The following is a 17,654-nucleotide window of genomic DNA, read 5'->3' as shown; positions in this document are numbered from 1 at the left end:
GCTTTCTGGCGCGGTTCGGCGTACCTTCGCGGCGTGCGGGTTCATCACCTCAACTGCGGCACCATGCGCGCCCCCGGCGGCGACCTGGTCTGCCATGTGCTGCTGGCCGAGACCGACAACGGCCTGGTGCTGGTCGACACGGGCTTCGGCCTGGCCGACCTGGCCGACCCGGCGAGCCGCCTCGGCCCGCCCCGGCACCTGCTGCGTCCCGCCCTGGACCGGGAGGAGACCGCGGTCGTCCAGGTCGAGCGGCTCGGCTTCCGCCCCGCCGACGTGCGCCACATCGTCGTCACCCACTTCGACATCGACCACATCGGTGGCCTGGCCGACTTCCCGCACGCTCAGGTGCACGTCACCGCCGCCGAGGTCGAGGGCGCCATGCGGCCGCCGACCCGGGGCGAACGCCGCCGGTTCCGCAGTGCCCAGTGGTCGCACGGCCCCAAGCTGGTCGAGCACACCCCGGACGGCGAGAGCTGGCGCGGTTTCGCCGCCGCCAAGGAGCTGACCGACATCGCCCCGGGCATCGTCCTGATCTCGCTGCCCGGGCACACCCGCGGACACGCCTGCGTCGCGGTCGACGCCGGCTCCCGCTGGTTGCTGCACTGCGGCGACGCTTTCTACCACCGTGGCACCCTCGACGGCACTCGCGTCCCCCTCGGCCTGCGGCTTGCCGAGACCGGCGTGGCCTTCGACCGAGCCCGCGTCCGCGCCAACCACGCTCGCCTGGCGGCGCTGCACCAACAGGCCGACCCCGGCCTCACCCTCCTCTCCGCCCACGACCCGGTCCTTTACGCGGCTCTGGCCACCCCCTGACCCGTCCTCGTGATTCCGAGCCGGATCCGTCGTGGCCGGGAATATTCGCTGATCGTTTTCTGACAGCTCTCCGGGCGTGGTCCTCAATATGCACTCCGAAGTCATTAGTAAACGCTCCCACCTGCGCAAACGACCAATGAATGAACGCAAGGTAAACGCCCGGAATTTTGCGGGAATGGGTTACCGTGACCGACGTGCCAGCGGTCATGGAAACGACCAGGAATACCGCCCGTAATCTGGTCCGGAATGAAACACCCGCGCGTCTGCGACTGTGGTCGGTGCTCGTGGTCGTCGCGGCCACCGCCCTGCTCCTCGCGACCAGCCTGGTGATGGCCCGGATCCGGAGCCAGGTCCGGGTGATCGGCCGGGAGGCCGCGCCGCAGGCGGCCACCGCGGCCGACCTGTATTTCGCGCTCAGTGACATGGACGCGCAGGCCACCCGCCTGCTGCTGACCGGCGACTCGGACGCCCTGGCCGGCACCCGGGTCGATGCCCTGGGCGCCTATCGCGAGCGCTCCCGCCAGGTCGACGCCGACCTCGAGCGGATGCTCGCCGCGAGCGGCGGGACCGACGTCGCCGGCCAGGCCGTCGTGGTCGACCTGTTGGACGGCCTGGCCGTTTACCACCAGCGGGTCGGCCAGACCATGACCGCCGCCGACCGGGTCGACCGTCGGCAGGCGGGCCGGCTCCCCGGCGAAGCTCTCGGCTATTACACCCAGGCCACCAATGTGCTGCACCTGCGTCTGCTGCCGGCCGCCGAGCAACTCCGGGACGCCGCCACCACCCGGCTCGACCGGGCCTATGCCGGCAAGCGGGCCACCGAGGCCACCGGGTACACCCTGGTGCTGCTGTTCGGCGGCACCCTGGTGGTCCTGCTGATCACGCTGCAGGTCTGGATGGCCCGGCGTTTCCGCCGCTCGGTGAACCCGGCGCTGCTCGGTGCCACGGTGCTCAGCCTGGTGCTCGGTGTCGCCGCGACCGTGGTGCTGGGCGCGCAGGCCGGCCGGATGTCCGCCGCCCGGGACGATCACCTGACGCCGTACCTCGCACTGTCCCAACTGCGCGCGGTTGGTTACGACGCCGCGGCTGACACCAGTCGATACGTAGTCGCCGCGAACCTGGGCCTCTATCGGGACGACTTCACCGCGAAGTCCCGGTCGCTCCCGGACGAGATCGGGCGGGTGGCCGGGGGCGAGGCGCGACAGCGCTGGGAGGACTACCAGCGCGATCACGAGAAAGTCCTGACGCTTGCCGAGGCCGGCAAGACCGGGGCGGCAGTCGATGCCCTGACCGGCATCCGGCGGGGCGACGCCGCTTTCGACTTCGCGTACTTCGATGCCGCGGTGGGTGCCGTCACCGACGTACGCAAAGCGGGTTTTGATCGTGAATTGCGTGGTGCGGAGAGAGCGCTGCGTGGCGGGGTGGTCGTCCCGATCGTGGGTCTTGGCGTGGTGATCCTGCTGGTGCCGCTCGGTGTGCGGCGGCGGCTCGCGGAGTATCGGTGAGAGGTTCGACGATGAAGAAGGCTCTCGTGGCGGTGGCCGCGCTCGCCGCCCTCCTGCTGGTGTCCGCCTGCGAAGCGCCGGAGCAGGTCGACGATCCGGTGTCCTGCGCGTCCGGTGAGGCGAGCGGGCAGGGCTCGTCCGCGCAGGCCAACGCGGTCAACGAATGGATCAAGCGATATCAGATCGCCTGCGCGCGGGCGGCCGTCGCCTACGCGAGCAGCGGCTCCGGTGCCGGCGTCACGGCGTTCCTGGCCGGGACCGGTGATTTCGCCGGGACCGATGCGGTGCTCAGCGACGCGGATCAGGCGAGCGCGGCCACCCGCTGCGGTGGCGCGCCGGCGGTGCACCTGCCGCTGGTGATCGGGCCGATCGCGCTGGCCTACAACGTGGCCGGTGTCGGTGACCTGCGGCTGACCCCGGCCACCATCGCGAAGATCTTTGCCGGCGAGGTCACCACCTGGAACGACAAGGCGGTCGCCGGTGACAATCCGCGGATGGTGCTCCCGGCCACGCCGATCCGCACGGTGCACCGCGAGGACACCTCCGGCACGACGGCGAATTTCACCCGGTTCCTGGCCGGGACCGCCGGCTGGCCGTTCGCGACAGGCAGTGCCTGGCCGGCGCCGGGTGGTCTGGGGGTCCGGGGCAGTGACCGGCTGGCCGCCGCGATCGCCCGCACCGACGGGGCGATCGGTTACGTCGAGGCGTCCTATGCCCGGGTGAACGAGCTGACGACGGCCCGGGTCGGCGACTCCCGCGGCGATTTCGCGCCGCCCACCGACGAAGCCGCGGCCACGGCGGTCGCTTCCGCGAAACCCGCTGGTGACGGTGATCTGCGGCTCGAGTTCGACTACGACGATCTGTACGGTGGTGCCTACCCACTCGTGCAGGTGACTTACGAGGTGATCTGCAAGCGGGGTGCGTCCGCGGTGGCGCGGGGCTTCCTGTCCTACGCGGCGAGTCCGGCCGGGCAGGCCGCGGCGTCCGGCGCCGGTTACGCGCCACTGCCGGATACGCTGCGTGAGCAGGTCTCCGCGGCGGTCGCCGGCCTGCGCTGATTCACGAGTGTTGGCGCTCACAAGCTACCTACCGAGGCATTACCTTGGAGTAGGGGAGCAGGTATGGTGAGCGCTAACAATCGGGGAGAGGAAGCGGTGACGTGACGATCGGGTCGGATGCCCTGCGCCAGGACGTATGGCTGGCCAACCAGGTGATCCCGAAGGCCGGCTTGGCCCAGCTCACCTGGGGCAACGTCAGCGGCGTGGATCGCGCGGGCGGCTACTTCCTGATCAAGCCGTCCGGCGTGTCGTATGACGACCTCACCCCGGACATGCTGGTCCCGATCGATCTGGAGACCGGCAAGGTGCTCGGCGGCGACCTGCGCCCGTCGGTCGACACCGAGTCGCACCGCGCTTTCTACCTGGCGTGGCCGTCGATCGGCGGCATCACCCACACCCACTCCACCAACGCGGTCGCGTTCGCCCAGGCGCACCGGGACATCCCGGTGCTCGGCACGACGCACGCCGACACGTTCAACGGCCCGGTGCCGGTGACCCGGGGCCTGACCCCGGAGGAGTGCGCGCACGACTACGAGTTCAACACCGGCCAGGTGATCATCGAGCTGATCGGCGACGACGAGGCCGCGGCCGCCATGCCGGCCGCCCTGGTCGCCAACCACGGCCCGTTCACCTGGGGCGCCTCGGCGAAGAAGTCGGTCGAGCACGCGATCATCGTGGAGGCGGTCGCCGAGATGGCGCTCAAGACGCTCGCGCTGAACCCCGCCGCGTCCACCCCGCAGCACTTGCAGGAGCGCCACTTCAAGCGCAAACACGGTCCGGGCGCCTACTACGGCAACCCGGCCGTCAAGTCCTGACCCACCCCGGGCGCACCCGTTGCCCGTCGCCGCGGCAGCGATCGGCAGGCACCGAACAGAACGTGGTGTGCTCGTGGGTGGGCCCTCTCGGGCCGCCCTCTCCCGGCTTCTGCTGAGTTCGCCGGGGGATGTGCGACCCGCCGGCCCGGGCGTGGCTGGGAGCATCGCCCGGGCCGGCAAAAACCCGCTGGTCGCGGTGAGCATTCCGGTCACCCTCCCCTTCCGGTACGACTTGCTATCGCCCTATCGCCCTATCGCCCTGTCGCCCTGTCGCCCTGTCGGCACGGCTAACGAATCGTCTTCCCAGCGTCGCCACCTGGCGTCTTCCCGGTGCGGCCGTCCGCGTCCTTACCGCGGATCACCTGGCATCTTCCCGGCGTGGCCGTACGCGTCCTTACCTCTCGGTCACCTGGCGTCTTCCCGCCGTGGCTGTCCGCGTCCTTACCTCTCGGTCATCTGGCGCCTTTCTCGGCGTGGTCGTCCGCGTCCTTACCGCGGATCACTTGGCGTCTTCCCGGTGTGGTCGTCCGCGTCCCTGACCTCGCGGTCACCTGGCGCCTTTCTCGGCGTTGCTACCCGTTGTCTTTCCGGCGTTGCTGCCTGTCGACCTTTTCGCGCGGCTACCTGCGGCCTTTTTGGTGTGGCCACCTGTCGCCTTCTCGGCATGGCCTCCTGTTCCGTACGTCGCCAGACCGTGCTCCAGTGCCTCGAAGCCGACCTCGGCCATCTCGCGCACCCTCTCCCGAATCGCGTCAGGGTGCTCACCGGCCAGCACCCGTCTCCGGATCTCGGCGTGCAACGCCGCGTCGACGGCTGTCAGCATCGCGGCCGCGACCTCGGGCATCGGGTCCTCCTCCTCGGCGTCGGTCACCTCGCGCAAGGTCTCCGCCAGGGCGGACTCCGTCCGGTCCCGCAGCCGCCGCAGGCCGCCCTGCAGCGAGGGGCTGTCATCGACCACCCGCCAGAACCCGGCGATCCCCGCATGCATCCCGAGCGTCACCTCCTGCCGGTCGATCTCGGACAGGAACGCCCGCCGCGCTGCCGCTGCCATGGACTCGTCGGCCGCCCGCGCTCGGATCGCTGCCGGCAGCCGGTCGATCACCTCGTCCTGCCGGTCGAAGAACAGGTCCTCCTTCGTCGGGAAGTAGTTGAAGACCGTGTTGACCGAGACTCGCGCCACGTGCGCGACGTCGGCCACGGTGACCCCCTCGAACCCGTGCTCCATGAACAACCTGAGCGCCGCGTCCGCGAGCGCGGTCCTGGTCGCCTGCTTCTTCTCTTCCCGCAGCCCCATGGCAGAAATAATAGCGCGACTTAAAACTTGGTGCGACCCCAAGAATGTGCCTATGCTTCGGGCATGACTCTCACCTTCGGCATCTACCCGGGCGGTCACGTCACCGACGACCCCGAGACCCAGGGCCCGCCCGATGACCCGGCCAGGATCGCGGCCGCCCTGGACGAGCTGGCCGTCTCCCTGGTCCGTGGCTATGTTCACTACGCCGACGAGCCGCCCCGAGTCCCCGAGGCCCCGCCCGATCCAGCCCAGTTCGTGGGCGCCCACCGCCGGCTCGACCTGGTCACCTGCTTCCGCTCACACAACCCCGACCTCACCGGCTGGCACGACTTCCTCCGCACTCAGCTGCGGTTGCACGGCGAGCGTCTGGCCTGCCTCCAGATCACCGAGGAGCCGAATCAAGCAGGCCTCGGCGGTGACGGCGGCTCCCCGGTGGTCCGCGACGCTCTGATCACCGGCGTTCTCGAGGCCAGACGCGAGGCCGGCCGTCTGGGGCTGGATGTCCAGATCGGCTGCAACTCCACCCTGGACTTCGATCCGGCCCAGGAATTCTGGACCGACCTCGGCAAACGCGGCGGCGACGAGTTCCGCGCCGCCGTCGACTACGTGGGTCTCGACTTCTTCCCGGACGTCTTCCGTCCCATCGCGCCCGACCACTTGTCCGAGGTGGTCACCGCCGCCTTGACGGCATTCCGCACCCAGAGCCTGGCCGCGGCCGGCCTGCCGGACACCGTTCCGATCCACATCTCCGAGCATGGCTGGGGCACCGGGCCGGGCCGCTCCGAGGCCCGCCAGGCCGAGGTGGTGTCCCTGGTCGTCAAGCTGGTGGCCGTGCACGCCGGCCGCCTCAACATCGACACCTACGAACACCACGCCCTGCGCGACGCCAATTCCGCCACCCCCAACCCGTTGTTTCAGCTGGGTCTTCTCCGCGACGACTACACGCCGAAGCCTGCCTTCGCCACCTTCCGCGACCTTGTCGCTGAGGTCACTTAGGCCAGGACCACCTAGGCCGACAGGCGCCGGCTGTTCGTGGGCTGGGGGAGGGGCCCTTCAGAACTCGGGCGAGGGTCGCCGTGATCCGGGAGTCGCGGATCGGCGGTTGCCGGCTCGGGGGAGGGGCGGCCTAACGTTGCGGTTCGGGCTCGGGTCACGGCCGGCCAGCGGGGCGAGGTTGCCGGTTTCGCGGCTCCCGGTGGCATCGGCGGTTCCCGTGTCGGGGCTATCGGCAGCTGTGGTGATGCCGACGCCGGGGCTGTGGCTGGCTGCGCCGTCTGTGGTGTCGCTGCTGTGGCTGGCTGCGCCGTCTGTGATGTCGCTGCTGTGGCTGGCTGCGGCGGCTCTACGGTTGCGGCTGTCTGTGATGGTGTCTTTGCTGTCTGGGCCTGCGGGGTCTGTGGTTGCGGTGTTTCCTGGCGCGGCGGGGTTGGTGGTTGCGGTGCTTTCTGGGGCGGCGAGGTTGGTGGTTGCGGTGTTTCCCGGGGCGGCGGGGTTGGTGGTTGCGGTGCTTTCTGGGGCGGCGAGGTTGGTGGTTGCGGTGTTTCCCGAGGCGGCGGGGTCTGTAGTCGCGGTGCTTTCTGGGGCTACAGGGTCTGTGGTGTCGCTGCCGTGGGTGACTGCGTCATTTCGAGTGCCGGGGTTGCCGGGGTGACTGGTCTCTTCGGTCCGGTCGGATGCAGTGGGGCCGGCGTCGTGCATCGCGGTGGCTGCGGCGTTTTCGGGTTCCTGGCGCTTCGAGGCTGCGGCGCTCGTGGCGGTCTGGTCGGCCGGGGCGGATCGGGGCAGCGGGATGGCGACCGGCGATGTGGGCGTTGGGTCGGCGACCGGCGGTGCTGAAAGAGGGCGTGCCACCGGCGGTGCTGAAAGGGGGCGTGCCGCCGGCGATGCTGGGGTTGAGCTCGCGGGTCGCGGTGCCGCGATCGGACTTCCGGCTGGAGGTGCTGGGCTTGAGCTGACAGCGGGCGGCTGGGGGATTGAGCTGACAGCGGGCGGCTTGGGGCTTGAGCTGGAGGTGGCGGGTGGTTCCGGGTGTGGGCTTGGGCAGTGCCAGGTGAACTGGGTGCCGGCGAGAGTGACGGTGGCGCCGGGTGGGCAGATGCCGGATTCGCGGGTGTCGGTGGCGTTGGTTCGGCCGTAACAGATCATCAGGCTGGTGGTGCTGGCGTCCGGATCGGTGTGGACGGCCCAGACTTCGCCCCGGCCGGTCAGTCCGGTGCCACCGGTGGTGAGGACGGCGGCTCGGCCGCGGAGCGGGACGGTGACGTCATGACCGAGGGCGTCGCGGATGCGGAGTGTGCCGGAGAGCCGGGGGTGCCTGCGGCGGCCTAGCCATCCAGGGATGTTTCCGGGAAATCCGGATTCTGATCCCAACGCGATCACCGGTCCTTTCGTCGCTCAACGCAGCAGTTCAGCGGCCTCTGGTTCAAATCTGACGGACGGAGAGTTGTCCAAACCTCCTGAAATTTCGTGATGCGCGTGGAGGGAAAGAGCCGGCCGGGCGCCCGGGGCAACTGGGCTGGGCCGGTGTCGAGACAGGGGGTGGGCTGAACCGGGGTAGGGACAACTGGGCTGGGCCGCTGTCGAGACAGGCGGTGGGCTGAACCGGTGTAGGGGCAACCGGGCTGGACCCTCGTCGCGACAGGAGGCTGAGCGTTGTCGGGACAGGTGGTGCGCTGCAACCCGGTGTCGGCACACCTGGGATGAACCAACGTCCGCGGGCAGGCGGATGGAGGCGGCGTCCAGAAGGCACGGCGTCCCGGCAAGAACGTCTGGGCCCCGCGGCGCACGAGCGCCGCGCACGAGCAACCTGGGCCACCGACGATATCGGACAACCGGCACGCTCGGCGAGCCCGGCAGGGTGCCGGGTCGATCGATGACCGTGTGTCGCCGTCGAGCACCCCTCGGACTGTAACGGCGATGGCCGGGCGGGTGCGGGTTCATTCACCGTTGCGGGTGATCAGGATCGACCCAGGGTGGGAGTGAGCGGGATCAGGGGGTGTGCCGCGGGGCTGTGCTCCCGCGCAGCACCAGCTCCGGGGCGACCACCACGTTCGCCAGTGGGGTGGCGCCGTCCTCGTAGGCCATGTGGTCCAGCAGCAGCGCCAACGCGCGCCGTCCCATCTCCGCGAAGTCCTGGTGCACCGTGGTCAACGGCGGCAGAAAGTACCCCGAGTCCGGCATGTCGTCGAACCCGACCACGCTCACGTCCTCCGGCACCCGCCGCCCCGCCTCGTGCAGCGCCCGCAGCATGCCCAGCGCGATCCGGTCGTTGGCGCAGAACACCGCCGTCACCGCCGGATCAGCGGCCAGCCGCCGCCCCTGCTCGTAACCGGCCGCCGCGTCCCACCAGCCCGGCGTCACCGGCGGCACCACCGCCCCGGCCGCGTACAGCGTCTCGCGCCACCCGTCCACCCGGGCCTGCGCCTCGGGCCAGTCGGGCGGCCCGGCCGCATGGTGCACCGTGGCGTGGCCCAGGTCGAGCAGGTGCTGGGTGGCGATGCGAGCCCCGGCCGCGTTGTCCACGCGTACCGTAGGGAACGGCTCGGAGCCGGAACCGGCGCCGCCCACCGCGACGCACGCCAAACCGGTCGGCGCGTGGGTGAGCGCGGTGGTGACGGCGGGTTTCGGGGCGATCGCGATGATCCCGTCGACGTCGTGCTGCGCGAGCCGGTCGACCGCTTCCAGGACCGGGCGGTGCGCCAGCTCGCGCACGGTCGCGACGCTGACCAGGTATCCGGCGGCCCGCGCGGCGCTCTCGATGCCGTAAAGCATCGACTCCGGGCCGAAGAGCGTGGTCTCGAAGCCGATGATGCCGAGCGTGCCGGACTCGCGGGTGGCCAGCGTGCGGGCCGCGAGGTTGCGCCGGTAGTTGAGCGAGCGCATCGCGGCGAGCACGCGTTCCCGGGTTTCCGCCCGAACGTTGGGATGCTCGTTGATCACGCGGGAGACGGTCTGGTGGGACACGCCGGCCAGTTTCGCGACGTCACGCATGACGCTTCCCCGCTCTTTGCCGGATCGCGGCCGAGGGGCGGGTGAGGGCATGTGGGCAGCCGGTTCCAGGTCCGGCGCCGGGTCCGAGGTCGGCATTGGACGTGTCTACCAGGTGACCGGGTGATGGCTGCGAGTGATAACGCCGTTCTTGCAATCTGGCTGAAACAGCGAAACTGATCTCTTGACGCGCACGTTGAGAACGGTAACACTCACGAAACGCAAGCTGTGACCGCGGTCGCAGCGACTCGGCAATCTCCCCAGCTTTGACTCGTGCTGTCAGGCGCTGGCTTGTTTGTTAACGGTAACAGTTATGGAGGTAATGGTGCGCGTGAAGATGATGGCGGCGGCGCTGACGGGCCTGCTGGCCGTGTCGGCACTCGCCGGCTGTGGCGACAAGAGCGACGACACCGCCAGCTCGGGCGGTTCGAGCAGCGACAAGCTGGTGATGGGCTTCTCCCAGGTCGGCGCGGAGAGCGGCTGGCGTACCGCCAACACCAAGTCGATCCAGGACTCCGCCGCGAAGGAGGGCGTCGACCTGAAGTTCTCCGACGCCCAGGGCAAGCAGGAGAAGCAGATCGAGGCGATCCGCGGCTTCATCACGCAGAAGGTCGACGTCATCGCGTTCTCGCCGGTGGTCACCTCCGGCTGGGACTCGGTGCTCAAGGACGCCAAGGACGCCGGCATCCCGGTGATCCTGACCGACCGCGCGGTCGACTCGCAGGACACCTCGCTGTACAAGACCTTCCTCGGCTCGGACTTCGTCAAGGAGGGCAAGGAGGCCGGCGACTGGCTGGTCAAGCAGAACGAGGGCAAGACCGGCCCGGTGAACGTCGTCGAGCTGCAGGGCACCGTCGGCTCCGCGCCGGCGATCGACCGGCAGAAGGGCTTCGCCGAGGCGATCAAGGCGAACCCGAACATCAAGATCGTCAAGTCCCAGTCCGGCAACTTCACCCGGGCCGAGGGCAAGACGGTGATGCAGAGCATCCTGCAGTCCACCCCGGACATCGACGTGCTCTACGCGCACAATGACGACATGGGTCTCGGTGCCATCGAGGCGATCGAGGCGGCCGGCAAGAAGCCGGGCAAGGACATCCAGATCATCACGGTGGACGCGGTCAAGGACGGCATGACGGCGCTCTCCGAGGGCAAGATCAACTTCATCGTGGAGTGCAGCCCGCTCCTCGGCCCGCAGCTGATGGACCTGGCCAAGAAGGTCAAGAACAAGGAGGAGGTCCCGCAGCGGGTCCTCACCCAGGAGACGACCTTCACCCAGGAGCAGGCCAAGGCCGCTCTCCCGACCCGCCAGTACTGATTCACGGCAGGTGCGGTCCACCCCGAGGCCCTCGGGGTGGACCGCACCGCGCGGAACGGAGCGCACGATGGGCGAACCCACCACAAAACCGGTCCTCGAGATGGCCGGCATTCGCAAGGTCTTCCCCGGCGTCGTCGCCCTGGACGGCGTCGACTTCCGTTTGTTCCCCGGCGAGGTGCACGCCCTGATGGGGGAGAACGGCGCCGGCAAATCCACCCTGATCAAGGTGCTCACCGGCGTCTACGAGATCGACGGCGGCGACATCAAGCTGGGCGGTGAGGTCGTCCGGATCACCGGGCCGCTGGCCGCCCAGAAGGCGGGCATCAGCACCGTCTACCAAGAGGTCAACCTCTGCACCAACCTCACCGTCGCGGAGAACATCTTCATCGGCCGGGAGCCGCGGACCTTCGGCAAGATCCGCTGGGGGCAGATGCGCCGCCGGGCCGCCGAGCTGCTCCAGCGGCTCGACCTGGACCTGGACGTGTCCGCGCCGCTGAGCACCTACTCGCTGGCCATCCAGCAGATGGTGGCGATCGCCCGGGCGGTCGACATCGAGGCGCGGGTCCTGATCCTCGACGAGCCCACCTCCAGCCTGGACGCCTCCGAGGTCGAGCAACTGTTCCGGGTGATGCGCCGGCTCAAGTCCGAGGGCGTGGCGATCCTGTTCGTCTCGCACTTCCTCGACCAGATCTACGAGATCTCCGACCGGCTCACCGTGCTGCGCAACGGCCAGCTGATCGGCGAGTACCAGACCGCCGAACTGCCCCAGGTGCAGCTGGTCGAGAAGATGATCGGCAAGGCGCTGGCGACGCTGGAGGGCCTGGAGGACAAGGCCCAGCGGTCCCGGACCAGGTCCGCCAACGCCCAGCCGATCCTGCAGGCCACGGGGGTCGGCCGGACGGGTGCGATCGCCCCGTTCGACCTGACCATCCACGAGGGCGAGGTGGTCGGCCTGGCCGGCCTGCTCGGCTCCGGTCGCACCGAGCTGGCCCGGCTGCTCTTCGGCGCGGACAAGCCGGACCAGGGCGAGTTCAGCGTGGACGGCAAGCTGGTCGCGCTGCGCGACCCGCAGGTGGCGATGAAGCGGGGGATCGCCTTCTCCTCGGAGAACCGCCGCACCGAGGGCATCATCGGCGACCTCAGCGTCCGGGAGAACATCATCCTGGCGCTGCAGGCGTCCCGCGGCTGGACCCGGCCGATCCCGCGCCGCAAGCAGGACGAGATCGTCGACAAGTACATCAAGGCCTTGCAGATCCGGCCGGCCGACCCGGAGCGCCCGGTGCGCAACCTGTCCGGCGGCAACCAGCAGAAGGTGCTGCTGGCCCGCTGGCTGATCACCGAGCCGCGGCTGCTGATCATCGACGAGCCGACCCGGGGCATCGACGTCGGCGCCAAGGCGGAGATCCAGAAACTGGTCGCCGAGCTGTCCGACGGCGGCATGGCGGTGCTCTTCGTCAGCGCCGAGCTGGAGGAGGTGCTCCGGCTCAGCCACAAGATCGCGGTCCTGCGGGACCGGCGGCTGGTCGAGGAGCTGGAGAACACCGCCGAGGTCGACGCCGACCGCATCATGCAGACCATCGCCAGCGGAGCAACCTCATGACCTTCCTGAAGAACCGGCTGTTCTGGCCGATCGCCATCCTGGTGGCGATGCTGATCGTCAACGTGTTCACGTCCCATGAGTTCCTCACCATCCACGACGGGCACCTGTTCGGGACGCTGATCGACATCATCCGGGGCAGCGCTCCGCTGATGCTGGTCGCGCTCGGCATGACGCTGGTCATCTCGACCGGGGGCATCGACCTGTCGGTGGGCTCGGTGATGGCGATCTCCGGCGCGGTGGCCTGTCTGCTGATCAAGGATCTGAGTGATCAGAACGCGGTCGGCGCGGTGCTGCTCATCGTGGCCGTCTCGATCGGCGTCTCGGCCCTGCTCGGCCTCTGGAACGGCACGCTGGTCGCGGTCGTCGGCATCCAGCCGATCATCGCCACGCTGATCCTGATGGTGGCCGGCCGCGGTCTGGCCCAGCTGATCACCGATGGTCAGATCATCAACGTGCAGTCCAACCCGTACGCGAGCATCGCCACCGGCTTCTTCCTGACCCTGCCGGTGGCCTTCCTGATCGCGATGGCCGCGGTCGCGCTGACCGCGGTGCTGACCCGGCGGACCGCCCTGGGCCTGCTGCTGGAGTCGGTCGGCGGCAGCCCGGCGGCCAGCCGGCTGGCCGGCATCCGGGCCCGCCGGATCACCATGATGGTGTACGTCGTGTCCGGCGCCTTCGCCGGTCTGGCCGGCCTGATCGTCTCCGCCGACATCAAGAGCGCGGACAGCATCCACGCCGGCGACCTGATCGAGCTGGACGCCATCCTGGCCGTGGTGATCGGGGGCACCGCGCTGATCGGCGGCCGGTTCTCGATCATCGGTACGGTGATCGGCGCGCTGCTGATCCAGACGCTGACCGTCACCGTGGTCGGCGTCGGCGTGCCGCCCAAGGCCACGCTGCTGTTCAAGGCGGTCATCGTGGTGGCGCTCTGCCTGTCCCAGTCGCCCGTCTTCCGCGAGAAGGTGTTCGGGCGGTTCAAGCCACGTCCCGCCGTCCGAGCCGAGGTGACGGCATGAGTGAGAGCATGAAGACCACGATCGACGCGACACCGGAGATCGCGCAGAACGCGCCGGTCAACCCACGCCGCCGCGTCTACCGGCCGAACGCCAAGTACATCCCGATCCTCGCGACGCTGGTCCTGCTGCTCGCCATGTACATCGGCGGCCTGGCGAACCTGGCGCACTTCGACGACCCCCGGGTCGTGGTCAACCTGTTCCGCGACAACGCGGTGCTGCTGGTGGTCGCGGTCGGGATGACCTTCGTGATCCTCACCGGGGGCATCGACCTGTCGGTCGGCGCGGTCATCTCGCTGACCACCACGCTCACCGCGACGCTGCTGCAGGGCGGCTGGCCGCCACTGCTCGTCCTGCCGCTGGTCCTGGTGCTCGGCGCGCTGCTGGGCAGCGGCATGGGCGCAGTGATCCAGTACTTCAAGGTGGAGCCGTTCATCGCCACGCTGGCCGGGCTGTTCCTGGCCCGGGGCCTGGCGCTCTACATCAACCAGGAGTCCATCCCGATCCGGGACAAGCTCTGGGTGACGCTCTCCGACCTGCGCATCCCGCTCTTCGACGGCGTCAAGACCACGCTGATCGCGGTGGTGGCGCTGGTCGTCGTGCTGATCGCCGCCGCGGTGCTGGCCTGGACCCGGTTCGGCCGCAACGTCTACGCGATCGGCGGCAGCGCCGACTCGGCGCTGCTGATGGGCCTGCCGGTGGCCCGGACCCGGGTCCTGGTCTACACGATCAGCGGCTTCTGCGCGGCGCTCGGCGGCGTGCTGTTCACGATCAACTCCACCTCGGGTCACGCGCTCCAGGGCGCCGGCACCGAGCTGGACGCGATCGCCGCCTGCGTGATCGGCGGCGTGCTGCTCACCGGCGGTTCCGGCTACGTTTTCGGCACCCTGCTCGGCGTGATGGTCTTCGGCCTGATCTCGACCATCATCAACTTCCAGGGCGACCTGAACGCGGCGTGGACCCGGATCGTGGTCGGCGTCCTGCTCTTCGGCTTCATTGTTCTGCAGCGACTCGTTACACGGAGGGCACGATGAGCAACGGGGAAATCTGGTTCCTGACCGGAAGTCAGGGGCTCTACGGACCGGAGACCCTGGAGCAGGTCGCCTCGCAGTCCCGCGAGATCGCGAGCCGGCTGGACGGCAAGCTGGACGCGGACGTGATCTGGCAGCCGGTGCTGACCAGCGCGGAGCAGATCCTGGACATCTGCCGCCGGGCCTCGTCGACGCCGGGCGTGCTCGGCGTGATCACCTGGATGCACACGTTCTCGCCGGCCAAGATGTGGATCGCCGGCCTGGACGCGCTCCGCGCCCCGTTGCTGCACCTGCACACCCAGCACAACGTGGCACTGCCCTGGTCCGAGATCGACATGGACTTCATGAACCTGAACCAGGCCGCGCACGGCGACCGCGAGTTCGGGTTCATCGAGGCCCGGCTCGGGGTGCCGCGCAAGACGGTGGCCGGGCACGTCAGCAACCCGGCCGTGGTGGACCGGATCGCGACCTGGGTGCGGGCGGCGCGCGGCTACTCGGCGATGCGCAACCTGAAGCTGGCCCGGTTCGGCGACAACATGCGCGACGTCGCGGTGACCGAGGGGGACAAGGTCGAGGCGCAGCTGAAGTTCGGCGTCTCGGTCAACACCTACGGGGTCAACGACCTGGTCGCGGTGGTGGACCAGATCGAGGACGCCGAGATCGACAAGCTGGTCAGCGAGTACCAGGACACCTACGAGATCGCCGCCGAGCTGCTGGCCGACCGCAAGGAGTCGCTGCGCTACGGCGCCCGGATCGAGCTCGGGCTCCGGCAGTTCCTCACCGAGGGCGGCTTCAAGGCGTTCACCAGCAACTTCGAGGACCTCGGCGGCCTCCGTCAACTGCCCGGCCTGGCCGTGCAGCGCCTGATGGCCGACGGTTACGGCTTCGGCGGCGAGGGCGACTGGAAGACCTCGGTGCTGGTGCACACCCTCAAGGCGATGGTCCCGGGCGGCGCCACCTCCTTCATGGAGGACTACACCTACGACCTCACGCCGGGCAACGAGGTCATCCTCGGCGCCCACATGCTGGAGGTCTGCCCGTCGATCGCGGCCGGCACGCCGAAGCTGGAGATCCACCCGCTCGGCATCGGCGGCCGCGAGGACCCGGTCCGCCTGGTCTTCGACGCCGCCCCCGGCAAGGCCATCGTGCTCGGCCTGGCCGACCTGGGCGAGCGGTTCCGCCTGGTCGCCAACGAGGTCGAGGTGGTCCCGCCGACCGCGCCGCTGCCGAAACTGCCGGTCGCCCGGGCGGTCTGGAAGCCGGCCCCGTCGCTCTCCACGTCGGCCGAGTGCTGGCTCACGGCGGGCGGCCCGCACCACACCGTGCTCTCCTCGGCGGTGGGCGCGGAGGAGCTCGCGGACCTGGCCGACATGGTCGGGACCGAGCTGCTGCTGATCGACGAGACCACGACGACCCGGCAGTTCACCAAGGAGGTGCGCTGGAACCAGGCGTACCACCGGCTGGCCCGCGGCTTCGGCCGCTGATCGCCGCCACTCGCGGTCGGCTCGGCAGGTCCGGGCCGACCGCTTTTCTTTCGGTACGCCCACCGCACCGTCCACGCGCTTCGCAGAGAACCGTGCTCAGATCGTACGAAAAAGCGGATTTAAGCGGTTTGGATCTTTGCGTAGTCCAGGTCGCCGGCGAAGTAGTCGCACCCGACCGTCCGCTGGTCGCAGTCCAGCTTCCCGCCGATCGTCACCGGCCAGTTGTTGCGGATCGTGCCGGTCCAGCCCTGCCGCCCGGCCACCCGCCGCCCGTCGATGGCCAGCGCCACCCCGGTGCTGACCCGCACGCAGGTCACCACGTGCCACGCCCCGTCGTTGATCGCGAACGGCGCGATCGCCTTGAGCATGCCCCGGTCGCCGCGGAACGAGCAGGTCACCCGCCCGTTCGGGATCTCCAGTTTGAAGCTGCCGCCGCCCGTGGTGGCCTGGCCCTTCTGGATGATGTTGCCGAAGTGGTTGATGGTGCGCAGCCGGAGCGTCACCGCGTAGTCCCGGTCGCCGGGATTGAGTGCCGCGGCGTTCGGAACCACGACCAGATGGCCCGGGTGCGGCGGCGGAGTGTCCGGTTCGAGGCGGTCGAAGCGGTAGCCGGTGGCGCCGTTCAGGGTGCGCCCGATGCCGACCTCGCCGCCGATCTGCCCGTCCAGTCCGTTTCCGCTGCTGTCGGACATCCAGTGGGCGCCGGACGACTCGTTCATCGGCCAGTTCGCCAGGTCGTAGGGGGCCGCGGCGCGCGCCGCCATCGGTGCGGTGGCCAGCAGGGAGACGGTGGTCAGCAGGCTGATCAGCGCGGAACGGCGTCGCATGGCGGTCCTTGAGGGGTGGCGGGACGGAATTCTTATGAGACTAATGGCCACAAAACGCGCAACAGGTGCTAATCAGGCAAATCCGCCGCTCGCGGGGGCTTCTCCGGGACTCACGAAGCTTGGTAGCATCCCGCGGATCATGGCTGACGACCCCCCTCGGCGGCCGCAGCAGGACCGGTCTGTGGGAACGCTGACAATCAGATAAGGAACGTGTCAAAGTGCTGCTCAATGGGACCGACGGTGAGACCTCGGAGCACAAGGTGATCGCGCCCAACCCCGGACTGCCCAACGCCGGACTGCCGAACCAGGCACTGCAGGTGCTGGCTCTGGCCCAGCGCACCGCGGAGGAGCACGTCGCGAGCGCTCAGCACCACGCGGACAAGATCCGCACCGACGCGCTGGCGGCCGCCGAGCAGATCGCCCGTGACGCCCAGGCCCACGCCAGCAACGTGCGCCAGGAGGCCGACCGGGTGCTCAACGAGGCGCGCGCCGCGGCGGAGCAGATGGCCCGCGAGGCACAGACGCGCGCGGAGGAGGCACGCCGCGCCGCCGACAAGATCGTGGCCGACGCCCGGCAGCGGGCCGAGACCATCGGCGCCGACGCGCTGCACGGCGCCGAGCAGCTGAAGTTGCAGGCCCAGCAGCGGTACGACGACGTGGTCGGCAGCCTCGGCGCCAAGCGCGAGGCACTCCAGCAGCAGATCGAGGCGCTGGAGAACTTCGACCGGGAGTACCGCGGCCGGCTCACCCAGTTCATGCAGGGCCAGCTGCGCGCGCTCTGGGCGGACGCGCCGCAGGTCACCGCCGAGGTGATCGACGAGGAGCCGATCGCCGAGGAGATCGAGGCCGGTCCGCGGCACGGTCACCACACCGTCGAGGCCGAGATCGACGAGGACTGACCTTCGCGATGAG

14 protein-coding genes are annotated in these 17,654 nt (G+C 69.5%); 11 read left to right on the top strand and 3 right to left on the bottom strand.

Annotation, left to right across the window (positions count from 1 at the left end; all coding sequences use genetic code 11):
* Window positions 1–33 precede the first annotated feature (33 nt).
* From Aiant_RS06285 to araD, 4 genes are all read left to right on the top strand, one after another.
* Window positions 34–813: an MBL fold metallo-hydrolase gene (locus Aiant_RS06285; RefSeq protein WP_189335160.1), complete on the top strand. Its 780-nt coding sequence runs from the start codon at window positions 34–36 to the stop codon at window positions 811–813.
* Window positions 814–1,091: 278 nt separating this feature from the next.
* On the top strand, window positions 1,092–2,318 hold the full coding sequence (locus Aiant_RS06280) for a hypothetical protein (RefSeq protein ID WP_229831149.1): 1,227 nt from the start codon (window positions 1,092–1,094) through the stop codon (window positions 2,316–2,318).
* Between the two features lie 11 nt (window positions 2,319–2,329).
* The gene (pstS, locus tag Aiant_RS06275; RefSeq protein WP_189335161.1) at window positions 2,330–3,376 is read left to right on the top strand and encodes a phosphate ABC transporter substrate-binding protein PstS; all 1,047 of its coding nucleotides are present in this window, start codon (window positions 2,330–2,332) and stop codon (window positions 3,374–3,376) included.
* 101 nt (window positions 3,377–3,477) lie between these two features.
* The gene (araD, locus tag Aiant_RS06270; RefSeq protein WP_189335162.1) at window positions 3,478–4,191 is read left to right on the top strand and encodes an L-ribulose-5-phosphate 4-epimerase AraD; all 714 of its coding nucleotides are present in this window, start codon (window positions 3,478–3,480) and stop codon (window positions 4,189–4,191) included.
* A gap of 547 nt (window positions 4,192–4,738) precedes the next feature.
* On the opposite strand, the gene Aiant_RS46435 is transcribed toward araD, so the two are convergent.
* On the bottom strand, window positions 4,739–5,485 hold the full coding sequence (locus Aiant_RS46435) for a TetR/AcrR family transcriptional regulator (RefSeq protein WP_189335163.1): 747 nt from the start codon (window positions 5,483–5,485) through the stop codon (window positions 4,739–4,741).
* Window positions 5,486–5,548: 63 nt separating this feature from the next.
* Here Aiant_RS46435 and Aiant_RS06260 point away from each other — a divergent pair, with 63 nt between their 5' ends.
* Window positions 5,549–6,481, top strand: coding sequence for a hypothetical protein (locus tag Aiant_RS06260; RefSeq protein ID WP_189335164.1), 933 nt, complete (start codon window positions 5,549–5,551; stop codon window positions 6,479–6,481).
* Window positions 6,482–8,473: 1,992 nt separating this feature from the next.
* On the opposite strand, the gene Aiant_RS06255 is transcribed toward Aiant_RS06260, so the two are convergent.
* Window positions 8,474–9,475 (bottom strand): LacI family DNA-binding transcriptional regulator, encoded by a 1,002-nt coding sequence (locus tag Aiant_RS06255; protein WP_189335165.1) that lies wholly within the window; start codon window positions 9,473–9,475, stop codon window positions 8,474–8,476.
* 319 nt (window positions 9,476–9,794) lie between these two features.
* Between Aiant_RS06255 and Aiant_RS06250 the strand changes: the two genes are divergently transcribed.
* From Aiant_RS06250 to araA, 5 genes are all read left to right on the top strand, one after another.
* Window positions 9,795–10,787 carry an ABC transporter substrate-binding protein gene (locus Aiant_RS06250; RefSeq protein ID WP_189335213.1) on the top strand — a complete coding sequence of 331 codons (993 nt, stop codon included), beginning with the start codon at window positions 9,795–9,797 and terminating at the stop codon, window positions 10,785–10,787.
* Between the two features lie 67 nt (window positions 10,788–10,854).
* Window positions 10,855–12,387, top strand: coding sequence for a sugar ABC transporter ATP-binding protein (locus tag Aiant_RS06245; protein WP_189335166.1), 1,533 nt, complete (start codon window positions 10,855–10,857; stop codon window positions 12,385–12,387).
* On the top strand, window positions 12,384–13,403 hold the full coding sequence (locus Aiant_RS06240) for an ABC transporter permease (RefSeq protein WP_189335167.1): 1,020 nt from the start codon (window positions 12,384–12,386) through the stop codon (window positions 13,401–13,403). Before Aiant_RS06245 ends, Aiant_RS06240 begins: the two co-directional genes overlap by 4 nt.
* 8 nt (window positions 13,404–13,411) lie before the next feature.
* Window positions 13,412–14,434, top strand: a complete 1,023-nt coding sequence (gene yjfF, locus Aiant_RS06235) for a galactofuranose ABC transporter, permease protein YjfF (protein ID WP_189335214.1) — start codon at window positions 13,412–13,414, stop codon at window positions 14,432–14,434.
* Window positions 14,431–15,915 carry an L-arabinose isomerase gene (gene araA, locus Aiant_RS06230; RefSeq protein WP_189335168.1) on the top strand — a complete coding sequence of 495 codons (1,485 nt, stop codon included), beginning with the start codon at window positions 14,431–14,433 and terminating at the stop codon, window positions 15,913–15,915. Before yjfF ends, araA begins: the two co-directional genes overlap by 4 nt.
* Window positions 15,916–16,034: 119 nt before the next feature.
* Here araA and Aiant_RS06225 read toward each other — a convergent pair whose 3' ends face one another.
* On the bottom strand, window positions 16,035–16,742 hold the full coding sequence (locus tag Aiant_RS06225) for a LamG-like jellyroll fold domain-containing protein (protein WP_189335169.1): 708 nt from the start codon (window positions 16,740–16,742) through the stop codon (window positions 16,035–16,037).
* A gap of 218 nt (window positions 16,743–16,960) precedes the next feature.
* Between Aiant_RS06225 and Aiant_RS06220 the strand changes: the two genes are divergently transcribed.
* A complete protein-coding gene (locus tag Aiant_RS06220; protein ID WP_189335170.1) occupies window positions 16,961–17,641 on the top strand; it encodes a hypothetical protein in 681 nt (226 codons plus the stop codon).
* The last annotated feature ends 13 nt before the right edge of the window (window positions 17,642–17,654 follow it).

It is taken from the genome of Actinoplanes ianthinogenes (assembly GCF_018324205.1).
Lineage (GTDB): Bacteria > Actinomycetota > Actinomycetes > Mycobacteriales > Micromonosporaceae > Actinoplanes > Actinoplanes ianthinogenes.
This window is presented reverse-complemented; position numbering and strand designations above follow the sequence as displayed.

Excerpts from the sequence above, each read along its gene's own strand:
- pstS (WP_189335161.1), top strand. The coding sequence starts at position 2,330 with ATGAAGAAGGCTCTCGTGGCGGTGGCCGCGCTCGCCGCCCTCCTGCTG.
- Aiant_RS46435 (WP_189335163.1), bottom strand. The coding sequence starts at position 5,485 with ATGGGGCTGCGGGAAGAGAAGAAGCAGGCGACCAGGACCGCGCTCGCG.
- Aiant_RS06260 (WP_189335164.1), top strand. The coding sequence starts at position 5,549 with ATGACTCTCACCTTCGGCATCTACCCGGGCGGTCACGTCACCGACGAC.
- Aiant_RS06255 (WP_189335165.1), bottom strand. The coding sequence starts at position 9,475 with ATGCGTGACGTCGCGAAACTGGCCGGCGTGTCCCACCAGACCGTCTCC.
- Aiant_RS06250 (WP_189335213.1), top strand. The coding sequence starts at position 9,795 with ATGGTGCGCGTGAAGATGATGGCGGCGGCGCTGACGGGCCTGCTGGCC.
- Aiant_RS06245 (WP_189335166.1), top strand. The coding sequence starts at position 10,855 with ATGGGCGAACCCACCACAAAACCGGTCCTCGAGATGGCCGGCATTCGC.
- Aiant_RS06240 (WP_189335167.1), top strand. The coding sequence starts at position 12,384 with ATGACCTTCCTGAAGAACCGGCTGTTCTGGCCGATCGCCATCCTGGTG.
- yjfF (WP_189335214.1), top strand. The coding sequence starts at position 13,412 with ATGAAGACCACGATCGACGCGACACCGGAGATCGCGCAGAACGCGCCG.
- araA (WP_189335168.1), top strand. The coding sequence starts at position 14,431 with ATGAGCAACGGGGAAATCTGGTTCCTGACCGGAAGTCAGGGGCTCTAC.
- Aiant_RS06225 (WP_189335169.1), bottom strand. The coding sequence starts at position 16,742 with ATGCGACGCCGTTCCGCGCTGATCAGCCTGCTGACCACCGTCTCCCTG.